Source organism: Nocardia sp. NBC_01329 (genome assembly GCF_035956715.1).
GTDB lineage: Bacteria > Actinomycetota > Actinomycetes > Mycobacteriales > Mycobacteriaceae > Nocardia.
In genome coordinates this window covers 179,268-193,225 of the sequence record NZ_CP108381.1, presented here as the reverse complement: position 1 = coordinate 193,225, position 13,958 = coordinate 179,268, and the positions used below count along the sequence as shown (strand labels likewise).

The following is a 13,958-nucleotide window of genomic DNA, read 5'->3' as shown; positions in this document are numbered from 1 at the left end:
CCCCGGAAAGTCCCGCCGTTGCGCGCCCGAGACTCGCGCCTTCGGCGCATGCGCTTCGGGCGCGCAACGGCGGGACGGGCCTCGACCTCTGTGGGCCTCGTAAGACTCGGCGCCGGGTGGGCGACCGGGGCGGACGGGGCGTTATCGGTAACTATTGTGCGGCCCATCGTTCCAGGTGCGGTGTGGCGGCAGCTCGGGCACCGGCGAATCGGACTCGCGGCGACCGTCGCGGCAGCCGGCCGTGGCCGAGTCCGTATGCCGGTCGGCGGCGCACCGGCAGTACGCGGGGGCACACGGCGACGCGATCGAAATCGGCCGGGCCCCGAGGGGCCCATCAGCGGTGACCGTACGGGCGCGCCGGGTCCGCGGCAGCCCGATGCGTCCCGGCAGTGACAACCGCACCGGAACCTGTCCGTTCACGGGAGAGCCCGTCCGCCCCGGCGATCGTGGCAGGTCCGGAAACCTCCGTGGCAGCGGCACTCGCCGCCTCGTCCCGGACGCCGTTCGCCGAATCCTCAGGTTCGGAGGTCCCGGAATCGCTGCGCGGCATGATGATACGTACCTCGGTACCCCGCCCGGACTCCGAGACGATCTCCACCGTGCCCCCGCGTCGCTCGACCCGGGCGCGAATGGAACGCGCCAGCCCGTGCCGGTCCTCCGGGACGGACTCGGGATCGAAACCGGCGCCGCGGTCGCGAACGAACACACTGACCTGGTGCGGTTCGGCCTCGGCGAACAGGTCGATATCGGCGACGCCGGCGTGTTTCGCGGCGTTCACCAGGGCCTCCCGGGTGGCGCCCAGGACTGCGGTGAAATGTTCCTTCGGCAGGCCGGAACCGCGCTCCGCCCCGTCCATCGCCACATCGCCCACCGTCACCGGCGTGACCTTCACCCCGTGCTGATCCTCCACCTCACCGGCGATCGTGCGCAGGGCGGCGGCCAGACTGGATTCGGCCGGCCCGGAATCGGCGAACAGCCAACGGCGCAGTTCGCGTTCCTGACTGCGTGCCAGCCGCAGTACTTCCTGCGGATCGCCGGCCTGACGCTGGATCAGCGCCAGCGTCTGCAAAACCGAATCATGCAGGTGGGATGCTATTTCCTCACGTTCCTCATTGCGGATTCGGGCGGCGCGTTCGGCATTGAGCGAATGCATCAGCCGCAGGCCCAGCGGAACGGTCAGCAGACCCACCCCGATCAGGGTGGCGGCCACCGCCAGCAACGCCGAGCCGAGTGAACCCCAGTCCACCTGCGACAGCACCACCACGGCGAGGCCGGTGACCACCAGCGTCACGCCCGCGATGATCCGCGACCAGGTCACCATCGACGGTTTCGCCGGCATCCCGACCAGCGACCGCGGACCGTCGGCATCGTATTCCCGCCATACCAGCGCCGCGCCCACCGCGATCACCACGAGCGGCGCGATCACCCGGGCCGCCGCCCCGCTGAACGCCCACGACACCGCCACCGACAAACCCAGGCCGAGCAGCGCCAAGCCGATCGCCTGCCGGCGTTCGGTGCCCGACGGGCGCCCGGAATCGGCACCGTCGGGGGTGAAGATCCACAGCAGGCCGTACGCGACTATTCCGGCCCCGGCCAGCGCGGCCAGCAGGACGAACACCATCCGCACCTTGAGCACGTCGATACCGAGATGGTCGGCGATACCGCCGGCCACCCCGCCCACGATCCGGCCGCCGGAGCGGCGTACGAGCCGTGGTGTGTCGGTACCGGGAACCGCCCCGGACCCGGCAGCGGCCCCCCGCGTGTAGAAGGCAGGTCCGAACGGGCACATACCCTCGATACTGGCACGGGACCGCCTGCGGCAGCCATGGGGAAACACCCTGATATCCGGGTCGACCGCCCTCATCGACGGTGCTCAGGAGGTTTTCCGGATCAACTTCAGGGTTCCCCCCGATGCGCGCGCCGGTATTCCGAGCGGACCATGGGATCCATGACGAGAACGAGCTTCGGTGATCAGCTCCAGCAGATGTGGCAGACACGGCCGGTTCGGCTGCCCCGGCGGGGCCCGATCGCCGGAGTCGCGGCGGGATTCGGCCATCGCTACGGGGTGGATCCGGTGCTGGTGCGGGTGGCCTTCGTGGTGTCCACCATTTTCGGTGGTGCCGGAATCGTGCTCTACCTCGCCGGATGGCTTCTTTTCCCGGAACCCGGGGGCGGTGGTTCGATGGCGGAGTCGCTCACCCGCGGAGACCGGCAACCACAGAATCAGACCAAGACGATCGTGCTGATCGTGGCGCTGGCGATCGCGGTGAGCACGATGGGCCCGGTGGGTATCGGGCTCGGCGGGTCCGGGGTCATCGCGCTCGCGCTCATGCTCGCCGCCTGGTGGATGCTACATATGCGCTCCCCCGAACCGCCGCCACTGCCGCCCGGGATGTTCGAGCCACAGTCACTGGGCAATCCGGGTACGACCGGATATCCGGGCGCCATGTTCCCGCAGGGCGGAGTCGACCCCCACGCGACCTCCGATATCTACACGCCGTACACGAGACTGCCGGACCGCTATACCCCCGATCCCCCGGCCGCCGGGCCGCAGCAGCCCGCCGATTCCGGCGACAGCCCCGCGGAACCCACCGGTGAGCGACCGCAGCAGAGTCGCCCGCTGCTGACCAAGAGCGGCAACGCGACCACTGGCCACTCGATCGGCACCGGAACCGAGCAGCTCGCGGGCCCGGCCGACGATACTGCCGCACCTTCGGGCGACCACGGCCCATCCCCGGCCACCGGCGCCACGATCGATATGAGCAAGCCCGGCACCGAACGGTTCGAAACCCGCACCCCGCCCTCCTGGGATCCGCTGGGTGCCGCCCCGCTGGCCTGGGATCTTCCCGAACCGGCTCCGGCCCGCACGATGGTCGCACCGGCCGACGAGCAACGCCCACGGTCCCGTTTCACCCCGGTCGTGCTCGGGCTCGCAGTCCTCGCCGCAGCGGGCGCCGGCGCGGCGGCTGTGGCCGGAGTCGAATGGATGACGCCGGGCCGCATCGCCGCGATCGCGCTGGCGGTCGTCGCGCTGGGGCTGGTGCTCGGTTCCTTCCGGCGCCGCGGGCACGGGCTGCTCCTGGTGACCGTGCCCCTGGCTGCCTTCGTCCTGCTGGCCGCGGTGATCGGGCCGGTGGACCTGGACAATTCGACCATGGGCGACCGCACCTGGGCTCCGGCTTCGGCCACCGAAATACGACCGGAGTACAAGGTCACCATGGGGTCGGGCACGCTCGACCTGCGCGGTATCGACCTGACCGGGGACAAAACGGTCGATGTCGACGTGCAGATGGGTGAGGCGGTCGTCCTGGTGCCCGAGAACATGAACGTACGCACCGATTGCGCCGTCCGAATGGGTGAGACGAGCTGCCCCGACGGTCTGACCGGGCCCGGCGGCGACGCACCGATCCTGAATCTGAATGTGCACGTACAGATGGGCAATGCGGAGGTGCGCCGTGGCTGAACAGCAGACGAGTCACCGACCCGGCCGGCGTGGGGCGTGCGGACGCGTGCAGGATCCCACCTTCACCCCGTCGGGGCGACGCGGCGGCTTCTCCCCCGGACTGTTCTTCGCCGGTCTGCTGGCACTCGTACTCAGTGTTTGGGCGATGGTCGGGGCCGGCCGCTGGGAACTCACGACCATGGTCCCGATCGGCTGGATCATCGTCACAGTCGCGATCGTGGTCGGTCTGGTGCTGGTCGTCTCGCCCCGGAGACGCCGCTGACAGACCTGCCGGAGACCTGGCCGAAAGAATCGGCCGGACCCGCACAGGTCCGGCCGATTCGATGTCACTCCCATTCGATGGTGCCCGGCGGCTTGCTCGTCACGTCCAATACCACTCGGTTGACCTCGGCGACCTCGTTGGTGATCCGGGTGGAGATCCGTTCCAGCACCTCGTAGGGCAACCGGGTCCAGTCCGCGGTCATCGCGTCCTCGCTCGACACCGGCCGCAGCACGATCGGATGCCCGTAGGTGCGGCCGTCGCCCTGGACACCGACACTGCGCACATCCGCGAGCAGTACCACCGGGCACTGCCAGATCTGTCCGTCCAGGCCGGCCGCGGTCAGTTCCTCACGCGCGATGGCGTCGGCCTGCCGCAACGTGCGCAAGCGGTCCTCGGTGACCTCGCCGATGATCCGGATCGCCAGACCCGGCCCCGGGAACGGCTGGCGAGCCACGATCTCCTCCGGAAGTCCGAGTTCCCGGCCGACCGCCCGGACCTCGTCCTTGAACAGCAGCCGCAGCGGTTCGACGAGTTCGAACTCGAGGTCCTCGGGCAGCCCGCCCACATTGTGGTGCGATTTGATGTTCGCGGTACCACTGCCGCCACCGGACTCCACCACGTCCGGGTACAACGTGCCCTGGACCAAAAACTCGACGGTCGGCGTCGTTTCGCCCGCCGTCTGTTCACCGACGACCTCGGCCACCGCGTCCTCGAAGGAGCGGATGAACTCACGGCCGATGATCTTGCGTTTCTCCTCGGGGTCGGTGACCCCCTTCAGTTCGCCCAGGAACTTGTCCACCGCGTCCACAGTGACCAGCCGGGCACCGGTGGCCGCCACGAAATCCCGCTGCACCTGCTCCCGCTCTCCGGCACGCAACAGACCGTGGTCGACGAAAACACAGGTAAGCCTGTCGCCGATGGCACGCTGCACCAGGGCGCCCGCCACCGCGCTGTCCACGCCGCCCGACAGAGCGCAGATCGCGTGCTTGTCCCCGATCTGCTCACGAACCTGCCCGATCATGGCCTCGGCGATATTGGCCGGCGTCCAACTCGGTGCGATACCCGCCATCTCGTGCAGGAACCGGCTCAGCACCTGCTGCCCATGCGGCGAATGCAGCACCTCGGGGTGATATTGCACGCCCGCCAGCTTCCGCGCCCGGTTCTCGAACGCCGCGACCGGCGCACCCACCGTCGTACCGGTGACCTCGAACCCCGCCGGCGCGTCGGTGACCGCGTCCCCGTGACTCATCCACACCGGCTGCACTCCTGGCAGCCCCTCGTGCAGCAGACCACCGTCGATATCGAGCTCGGTGCGCCCGTACTCCCGCGTCCCGGTATTGGTGACGGTCCCGCCCAGCGCCTGCGCCATGGCCTGGAACCCGTAACAGATCCCGAAGACCGGCACATCCAGATCGAACAGCCGCGGATCGAGCGCAGGCGCACCGTCGGCATACACACTCGAGGGGCCGCCGGACAAGATCACCGCGAGCGGCTGCTTCGCCGCGATCTCGGCAACGGTGGCGGTATGCGGTACCACCTCGGAGTAGACACTCGCCTCCCGGACCCGGCGGGCGATCAACTGCGCGTACTGCGCACCGAAGTCGACGACAAGAACGGGCCTCTGGGAATACGTCACCCGCGTGATTCTAGTGATGCCCCAGCGGACCCTCACAGGTCGGTCATCAGGGGCCGAACCGGGGGTCTGTCTACCGCACGCTGAGCCCGACCTTCTGGAATTCCTTCAGGTCGGAGTAGCCGGCCTTGGCCATGGACCGGCGGAGGCCGCCGACCAGGTTGAGGGAGCCGAACGGATCGTCGGAGGGTCCGGTGAGTACCTGTTCGAGGCTGGGGCGCACCGTGGCGGGCCGAGAGGCATGTCCGGAGAGGAGTTCGTCGGCGAAGTCCCAGGGTTCGTCCAGCGACAGCAGTGAGCCGCGCGGTACCGACGGGTGAGCAGCCGCGGAGGGCCAGTACCAACCGCGGCCAGGGGCTTCGGCGGCCAAAGCGAGCGGGGCACCGAGCATGGCGGCGTCCGCCCCACAGGCGATGGCCTTGGCCAGGTGGCCGGAAGTGTTGATATCGCCGTCGGCGATGACGTGGACGTATCGGCCACCGGTCTCGTCGAGGTAGTCGCGACGGGCTGCGGCGGCGTCGGCGATGGCTGTGGCCATCGGTACGCCGATTCCGAGGACTTCCCCGGTGGTGGTGGCACCTTCTTGGGATCCGTACCCGACGATGACACCCGCGGCGCCGGTCCGCATCAGGTGCAGCGCGGTCCGATGATCACTCACGCCACCGGCGACAACCGGTACGTCGAGTTCGGCGATGAAGGTTTTCAGGTTCAGCGGTTCGCCCGCACCGACGTGTTCGGCCGAGATGATCGTGCCCTGAACTACCAGCAGATCGATTCCCGCCCGCAGCAGGCCCGGGGTGAGGCTCTGCGCGTTCTGCGGGCTCACCCGCACCGCGACGGTGACCCCGGCAGCCCGGACCTGCGCTACCGCGGCGGCGAGGAGATCGGGCTGCATCGGCGCGGCGTGCAGTTCCTGGAGAAAAGCGACCGCCCGCTGGTAGCTGCCCTTGTCGGCGAGCTCCACCAGCTGTTCGATCTTGCTGGCGACATCGGCGTGCCGCGCCCACAGACCTTCACCGTTGATGACCCCCAGCCCGCCGCGCCGCCCGATCTCGATGGCGAATTCCGGGGAAACCAGTGCGTCGGTGGGATGGGTGAGGAACGGGATATCGAATCGGTAGGCGTCGAGCTGCCACGCCAGCGAGACCTGGCTCGCCGAGCGGGTTCGGCGCGACGGAACGATATCGACATCGTCCAGTCCGTAGGTTCGGCGGGCAGTCCGGCCCATTCCGATCTCGACCATATCGCGCACGAAATAACTCCTGTGTTGATGGCGCGCTGCCGCGCGCGCGGTCTGGGCCCCCCGGCCTCACGTTCTCCGTCCGCGATGCGCCTGCCGCGCATACGTTCCGAGGGCGGAAACGCGGAACGGGCCGAGACCCTGTGTCGCCCCGTGCAACGGGGCACCGATGTCATGGTTTCACCAGGTGAACCGCGTAATTACACGTAAACCTTACACAGTGTTTTCGGCGCCGCCTGCGGCGGCGCGGGGTCGAGGCCCCTGAGATCCCGGCGGAACCGGGGTGAGGTCATCGGCGGACGGTCACAGACACCGAGTAACGGGCAGGCACGCCGACCCCGCGACACCCGGATCGACGTTGTGCGGCCGCCCGGGAACAGGAGTCCCACTTTCGCGGTGCGCGCATCGCACCGGAATCCGGCCCATTCGTTCGCGGCCGGATCACCACGAGCGAATGGGCCGGTTTCGTCTACCGACCGGTGTAGTTCGGAGCCTCGACGGTCATGGTGATGTCGTGCGGATGACTTTCCTTGAGGCCCGCCGCGGTGATCTGCACGAACTGCGCTTCTTGCAGGCCGGGGATCGACTGGGCACCGGTGTATCCCATAGCCGCGCGGAGACCGCCGACCAACTGGTGGATCACTTGGTTGACCGGTCCGCGGAACGGCACCCGGCCCTCGATGCCCTCCGGTACCAGTTTGTCCTCGGCGAGCACATCGTCCTGGAAGTAACGGTCCTTGGAGAAGGATTTCGCCTGACCGCGGCCCTGCATAGCGCCGAGCGATCCCATTCCGCGGTAGCTCTTGAACTGCTTACCGCCGACGAGGATCAGTTCGCCCGGGGATTCGGCGGTTCCGGCGAGTACCGAGCCGAGCATCACGGTGGAGGCGCCTGCGGCGATGGCCTTGGCGATATCGCCGGAGAACTGGATACCACCGTCGGCGATGACCGGGACCCCGGCCGGTTTGCAGGCCGATACCGCTTCCAGGATGGCGGTGATCTGTGGGGCGCCGACCCCGGCGACCACGCGGGTGGTGCAGATGGAACCGGGGCCCACACCGACCTTCACCGCGTCCGCACCCGCTTCGACCAGTGCCGCGGCGCCGGCGCGGGTGGCGATATTGCCGCCGACGACCTGGATCCGGTCGCCGACTTCGGCCTTCACCTTGCTGACCATGCTGAGCACCTGACGCTGGTGCCCGTGCGCGGTATCGACCACGAGGACATCGACGCCGGCGTCGGCGAGGGTCATCGCGCGCGACCAGGCGTCGTCACCGACACCTACCGCGGCGCCCACCAACAGCCGGCCGTCCCGGTCCTTGGTGGCGTCGGGGAACTGATCGGTCTTGACGAAGTCCTTGACGGTGATCAGTCCGCGCAGCCGGCCTTCGCCGTCGACGATCGGCAGTTTCTCCACCTTGTGGCGGCGCAACAGTCCGAGCGCGGCCTCGGCGGTGACGCCCTCTTGAGCGGTGATGAGCGGCACCTTGGTCATCACATCGGCGACACGCCGGTTCTGGTCGACCTCGAAGCGCATATCGCGGTTGGTGATGATGCCCACCAGCGCCCCGGTCTCGTCGACCACCGGCAGACCGGAGATCCGGAAGCGGGCGCACATGGCGTCGACTTCGGCGAGGGTATCGGTGGGGCGACAGGTGACCGGATCGGTAACCATTCCGGCTTCGGACCTCTTGACGGTTTCCACCTGGCCCGCCTGGTCGGCCACCGACAGGTTGCGGTGCAACACACCCATACCGCCCGCCCGGGCCATGGCGATGGCCATCCGGGCTTCGGTGACGGTATCCATGGCGGAACTGACCAGCGGGGTCCGCAGGGTGACCTCGCGGCTGAGCTGGCTCGATGTCTCGACCGAGCTGGGGATCAGGTCCGAGGCCGCGGGGAGCAGCAGTACATCGTCGAAGGTGAGGCCGAGCATGGCGATCTTGTCCGGATCGTCACCACCCGTATGAGGGCGGACTACGGTGCGCTCGCCCGGTACGGGATTACTCATTCGGATCGACCCCTCCTGGACGTCGGCAGAGCTACGGGGTACGACAACCCGATAGCGAACTGTTACTGGGATTGGACTGCGGCACCGGTTGTGTTCTTTGCCGGTGGTGGCCGGGTGATCGGTACTCGTCGGCGCCGTGACACCATGGTATCGGTCCGCTCGGACCGTGGATCAACTGAGGGCTGTGGCGTTCGATAGAAGGGCAGCGGCGAAACTGACGGCGCGGACGGCTGGCGCAGACCACCCTGTTCTGCGTACCGTGGGGATGTGCGTGACCATCTACCACCTGGCTTGCCGCCGGATCCGTTCGCCGGAGACCCCGCCGACCCGTCCGCCGCGCTCGATGCCATCGAGCCGGGGGAACCGCTGGATCCTCACGAACGCCTTGCGGTCGAGGAGGATCTCGCCGATCTCGCAGTCTACGAGGCACTACTGGCCCACCGCGGAATCCGCGGGCTGGTGGTGAGCTGCGAGGATTGTCGGCAGGATCACTACCACGACTGGGACATGCTCCGCGCCAATCTGTTACAGCTCCTCGTCGACGGCACGGTCCGCCCGCACGAGCCCGCCTACGACCCGACTCCGGAAGCCTACGTCACCTGGGATTACTGTCGCGGATACGCCGATGCCTCGATGAACGAGGCGTTCCACGGCGACGGGTTCGACGCCTTCGACAGCTGAGTCCGGGGCCGGCCCGTCCGGCGTGATCGGCCCGTATGACGCGGCCGATCGATTTTTCATGGCTACGACTTTTCCTGGCTACGACCGGTTCCACCGGCACACACACCGACCGTGGCCCGACATACGAATGGCCATCCACCTCTCGCCGAGATGGATGGCCATTCGTATGTCCACCGCTCAGTTCGTGCCGACTCCCGGCAGGGTGGTCGGGACCTGCAGCGGGATCGACGGAGCGGGAACTCCGGTCTGCGGTACCTGCGGCGCGGACGGTTGGGCCGGTCCGGGCGAACTGATCGTGGACGGCGGCGCCTGGGTCGGCGGTTCCACCGAGTCCACGCCCGGCCCGCTCGGAGTGGACGTGCCCGGCCCCTGCGGGACGGTGGTCACCGGCGGGGCGATATCAGGCGCCTGGGTATCCGGCGCCTGGGTATCCGGCCGGTCGGTGCCGGGTCCCGGCCGATCGGGCGACTGGACGTCGGGCGTACTCGGCTTGTCGCCGCCACCGGGACCGCTCGGGCGGTCGAACGGCAACTGACTGTCCGGCCCGGGGGTCGTGGATACCGTGCTGCCGGGACGCTGTGTGCTCTCACCCGGCGAAGTCGGTTGTACCGGCGCGCCGGGGTCGGGAGAGGGTGCCGACTGCTCCAGCTGGGCGGCGATCTCCGGGGGGATCACCTTGCGGACCTCTTCGAACAGCTGGTTCCAGCGATCGACGAGTTCGTTGCGCTTGGCCGGGTCGTTCACCTGAGTGGTGTTCGCCGAAGCCTGTTCCAGCCGTTCCCGGGCCTCGTCCGGCTTGCCCTGATCGAGCAATGTCTGCGCGGCCGCCAGATCATCACCGGCGTACTGCACGACCGTGCTCTGGGCCTGTTCGCTGAACACGACCTCTTTGACCCGCCACAGCGCGTCACCGGGTTCGGCCTGATACGAGAACGCGGAGAGCCCACCGAACACCAGCGCCAGTGCGGCGGCGGTCGTCGCTATGGGCCGGAGTAGCCGCAACTTTCCGCCGGATTGCGCGCCGATTCGCGCTTGCCGGGCACCTATCTCCTGGTTGACCGCCGCGACCACGGTGTCGAGGTCGGGCGCGTCGGGTAACGGCGGTGCCACGATCTCGGCCCGCCAATCCGCCAGCAATGTCGCCAGCTGGAGTTCCTCGGTGCTCTCGGTGGGGACGGGTCCGCCACGGGCGATAGCATCGATCAGTTCGTCATCACTACGAACCGCGACGATATCCACCGGTTCGGATCCGGCACCGGAGCCCTCGGCATAGGGATCGGTGTTCCGCGATGCACGCCGCGCCCATTTGTCGCCCCGACCGCGCCCGCCATCCCTAGCCATACATTTCACCTGCCCTCGCCACTTGTGCCTTCAATTTTGCGAGCGCCCTGTGCTGGGCGACCCGAATCGCGCCCGCCGTACTGCCCACGGCGATTGCGGTTTCTTCTGCTGACAGACCCATGACCAGACGCAGGATCAAGATCTCTCGATGCTTCTCCGGAAGAGTGGCCAGCAGGGTGTTCATCTGCCGGCTGGTCTCCGATTCGAGAGCTCGTTGTTCCGGGCCGTGGTCGGTGGATATGACATCTGGTACTTCGGCCATCGCCTCCGCCTTGTTACGGGAGGCGTTGCGATGGGCGTCGGCAACCTTGTGCGAAGCGATTCCATATACAAAGGCCATGAACGGCCTACCCTGGTCCTGATACCTGGGTATCGCGGTCATGACCGCTAGACAGACCTCCTGTGCGACATCGTCCGCGGAGAGTTGTCCACGCTCCGCGGCACCGATCCGCGCGCGGCAATAGCGCATCACCAGCGGGCGGACCATTTTCAGTACCTGAGCTAGAGCAGACCGGTCGCCCTGCGCAGCGGCGGCGACGGCGCGGTCCAACTCTTCGCCCGTATGCGTCATCGTCAGCGGAATTCCTGGCGTTACAAGTGGCACGGTCTGTGCTGACCGATGCTTCCGCCGGTCCAGCGGAACGGGTCCACAATAGGACACCGGTGGTGGTACGGGTCGAGACGGTAGAACTCGGGTTACCGACCGACGTCGCGAAATAGCCCGCCACGCCGGGAGATCACTGCTCGACACGCGGCTGCGTCGCTGGTCGCCGTGTCGCGATCACCCGATGTGGCGGCCAGGCCGCCGCGCAACATGGCGCAGGCCCAGCGCAACGGAACGAGCCCGGCGGCGCGGCACTCCTCATCTATCCGGTCCGCCAGCGCGCGAGCACGATCCGGCTGCCCGGTGGCGCTCGCGGCCGCGGCGAACAGCAACCGCGACTTGACGCGATGGCGGGCCGACGGCCCTTGTTCGGCCAGCGTCAGCGCGGCGTCCGCTTCGGCCAGCGCGGGCGTACCACGACCGTCGGCCAGCGCAGTTTCGGCACGAACCCAGTGCAACCGCACCCGGGCACGTGGGCGCTGGGTTACACCGGTGCCGAGCGCGGTGTATCCGCCGGGGTCGGGTGCCGCTCGGTCCAGCAGAGCGGTACAGCGATCCAGCAGCCGGGCGGAAAGGGCGGTCCGGCCGACCCCCAGAGCATCCGCCGCCAAACCGATCAGCGCGTCGGCCGCGGCGTCGACCGCGTCGGGCCGGTCGCCATAACCGACCGGCGCCACGGTTCCCTCCGAACCTGGATGTGGCGGCCGCGCCGCGGCCGCGGCCACCGCCGGGAGCACAAGCGCGGCGGCCTGTCCGTCGTATCCGGCGGCCCGTTCGTGCCAGCCGAGCTGGCGCAGTAGTGAACCCCGGGTCGACGCGGCGAGTGAGAGCAGTACCGGATCGGTGGTCGCCGCGGACAAGCGGCGCAGCGCGGTGCGGCCGGCAGCGTAGTGACCGGCGCCACCCAGCGCCACGGCTCGCCACCACATTTCGAGCGGATCGGACGGCTCCGGCAACTCGGCAGCGGATCGATCCGGTCGCGGGCCGAACGCGGCATCGGCGAAGGCGGAGAAAACGGGTACGGGGCGGGTGACAGGGTCGATCACCGATGCACTGTACCGATCACCGAATCGGCCGGTGGGGATTATCGACGACCCGTATCGAATCGGCGATGATCCAGCTATCTTTCAGCACAAACCGGAAAGACAGTGTTTCCATCAGGTTAATCTCCGCCTATCAATCCATGAGCGACCGCGCATCGAATTCGGTGACGTTTCGCTTAATTAACCCGAAGGCCTCCCGGTGGCCATCTGTGATGGTATCGAGATCGGGGCACCTTAACCCACCGAAGCGATCCATGGCGGGGAATTCGGTCCGGACCTATCGAAGATCCCGCGGCAGATCGCGCTCACCTGCAAATACCTCGACCAGCAGGTACATGCCGAAGACACCACGATCAGGGCAACCCCACAGTATCGCCCGGCGATTAGCAAAAGTAAACAGTCAACGAGGTTAAATTCAGTGCGTAAAGCAGCCGATAAATCAGGGCGTCAAACTGTTGACGGAATTTCCTCGGTACCCTTAACGTAACTCATCGCCACGAACGGCGCCGGGTGAAACGCAGGCGGCCGCCGGCCGGCAGCGGCGCACGACGACCGACGCATGTGGCCCCGCGCGCTCATACGAACGCCGGGCACCGCCCGAGAAGCTGTACCCATCACTCGCTCGACAATGCCGACGAGCTCGCGTCAACGAGGAGTTCCCCCATGCCCATGCCCACCCACCTTCCCGGACCGAACGCCGATATCTGGGACTGGCAGATGCGCGGTTCCTGCCGGGGTGTGGACTCGGCGGTGTTCTTCCACCCCGACGGTGAGCGCGGCAGAGCCCGGGCCGCACGCGAACTGCGCGCGAAAGAGATCTGCAGGTCGTGTCCGGTATTGTTGCAATGCCGTTCGCACGCGCTGAAGGTCAGCGAGCCCTACGGAATCTGGGGCGGAATGTCGGAAACCGAGCGGGAGACGCACGCGCGACGCAACCGCCGCCGGATGGCGGTGTAGCGAGCCCGGAACACGCGCCACGCCCGGAGCGCGCGACACCACGTGTTCTGCGGGGCCGCATACGCTCTCGGTTATAGCTTGTGGTTATTGTTATGACCGATGACACAGGAGAGTATCGAGCTCTCAGCGCTCCTGCAGCGCTGCGGCCACTCGGATGCCGAGGCCTTCGCCGAACTGTACAACCGGACCCGCACCCGGGTCTTCGGTCTGGTGTTGCGTGTTCTACAGGATTCGGGGTTCGCCGAGGAGACCACGCAAGAGGTCTACCTGCAGACTTGGCGCACGGCGGCGAGTTTCGATCCGTCGCGTGGTTCGGCGGTGACCTGGCTGATGACCCTCGCCCATCGCCGCGCGGTGGATCGGGTGCGTGCTGAGCAGGCACATACCCAGCGTGAGATCGCCTACGGTGCCCGGATACTCGGGCACGACTACGACCAGGTCATCGAGGAGGTCGAGCGCAAACTCGACCATCAGGCGGTGGTCGTCGGACTACGCACCCTGACCGACACTCAGCGTGAGGCGATTTCGCTCGCCTACTACGACGGCCGGACCTACGCCGAGGTGGCTCGCCATCTCGATATCGGACTACCGACCGTCAAATCCCGGATCAGAGACGGGCTGACCAAGCTCAAGAAGAGTATGGGGGCCCCGGCCCCACTGGGCGGACCCATACGAGAACGGGCCGTTCACATTCCACAGCGGATGTGAACGGCCCGTTCCGGT

General features: G+C 67.7%; 12 protein-coding genes. 5 read left to right on the top strand and 7 right to left on the bottom strand.

Annotation, left to right across the window (positions count from 1 at the left end; all coding sequences use genetic code 11):
* Positions 1-334: 334 nt before the first annotated feature.
* Entirely contained in the window at positions 335-1,789 is a 1,455-nt protein-coding gene (locus tag OG405_RS00850; RefSeq protein WP_327149731.1) for an ATP-binding protein, read from the bottom strand.
* Positions 1,790-1,948: 159 nt separating this feature from the next.
* Between OG405_RS00850 and OG405_RS00845 the strand changes: the two genes are divergently transcribed.
* Both OG405_RS00845 and OG405_RS00840 read left to right on the top strand, forming a co-directional pair.
* Complete coding sequence (locus OG405_RS00845) at positions 1,949-3,463, top strand: PspC domain-containing protein (RefSeq protein ID WP_442790638.1); 1,515 nt, start codon at positions 1,949-1,951, stop codon at positions 3,461-3,463.
* A complete protein-coding gene (locus OG405_RS00840) occupies positions 3,456-3,725 on the top strand; it encodes a hypothetical protein (protein ID WP_327149729.1) in 270 nt (89 codons plus the stop codon). Before OG405_RS00845 ends, OG405_RS00840 begins: the two co-directional genes overlap by 8 nt.
* Positions 3,726-3,789: 64 nt before the next feature.
* On the opposite strand, the gene guaA is transcribed toward OG405_RS00840, so the two are convergent.
* The 3 genes from guaA to guaB all read right to left on the bottom strand — a co-directional run bounded on the left by guaA (position 3,790) and on the right by guaB (position 8,609).
* A complete protein-coding gene (guaA, locus tag OG405_RS00835) occupies positions 3,790-5,361 on the bottom strand; it encodes a glutamine-hydrolyzing GMP synthase (protein ID WP_327149728.1) in 1,572 nt (523 codons plus the stop codon).
* 70 nt (positions 5,362-5,431) lie between these two features.
* Positions 5,432-6,610: a GuaB3 family IMP dehydrogenase-related protein gene (locus OG405_RS00830; RefSeq protein WP_327149727.1), complete on the bottom strand. Its 1,179-nt coding sequence runs from the start codon at positions 6,608-6,610 to the stop codon at positions 5,432-5,434.
* Positions 6,611-7,067: 457 nt separating this feature from the next.
* Complete coding sequence (gene guaB / locus OG405_RS00825) at positions 7,068-8,609, bottom strand: IMP dehydrogenase (RefSeq protein ID WP_327149726.1); 1,542 nt, start codon at positions 8,607-8,609, stop codon at positions 7,068-7,070.
* A 267-nt stretch (positions 8,610-8,876) separates the two neighbouring features.
* On the opposite strand from guaB, the gene OG405_RS00820 reads away from it, so the two are divergent.
* A complete protein-coding gene (locus OG405_RS00820) occupies positions 8,877-9,290 on the top strand; it encodes a DUF5319 domain-containing protein (protein ID WP_030522220.1) in 414 nt (137 codons plus the stop codon).
* 177 nt (positions 9,291-9,467) lie between these two features.
* Here OG405_RS00820 and OG405_RS00815 read toward each other — a convergent pair whose 3' ends face one another.
* The 3 genes from OG405_RS00815 to OG405_RS00805 all read right to left on the bottom strand — a co-directional run bounded on the left by OG405_RS00815 (position 9,468) and on the right by OG405_RS00805 (position 12,281).
* Positions 9,468-10,631: an anti-sigma-D factor RsdA gene (locus OG405_RS00815; RefSeq protein ID WP_327149725.1), complete on the bottom strand. Its 1,164-nt coding sequence runs from the start codon at positions 10,629-10,631 to the stop codon at positions 9,468-9,470.
* A complete protein-coding gene (locus OG405_RS00810) occupies positions 10,624-11,202 on the bottom strand; it encodes a sigma-70 family RNA polymerase sigma factor (RefSeq protein ID WP_327149724.1) in 579 nt (192 codons plus the stop codon). The genes OG405_RS00815 and OG405_RS00810 overlap by 8 nt, the downstream gene beginning before the upstream one ends.
* Before the next feature lie 125 nt (positions 11,203-11,327).
* Positions 11,328-12,281: a hypothetical protein gene (locus OG405_RS00805; protein ID WP_327149723.1), complete on the bottom strand. Its 954-nt coding sequence runs from the start codon at positions 12,279-12,281 to the stop codon at positions 11,328-11,330.
* Between the two features lie 660 nt (positions 12,282-12,941).
* Here OG405_RS00805 and OG405_RS00800 point away from each other — a divergent pair.
* Positions 12,942-13,235 (top strand): WhiB family transcriptional regulator, encoded by a 294-nt coding sequence (locus tag OG405_RS00800; RefSeq protein WP_327149722.1) that lies wholly within the window; start codon positions 12,942-12,944, stop codon positions 13,233-13,235.
* A 99-nt stretch (positions 13,236-13,334) separates the two neighbouring features.
* A complete protein-coding gene (sigK, locus tag OG405_RS00795; RefSeq protein WP_327149721.1) occupies positions 13,335-13,943 on the top strand; it encodes an ECF RNA polymerase sigma factor SigK in 609 nt (202 codons plus the stop codon).
* Positions 13,944-13,958 lie beyond the last annotated feature (15 nt).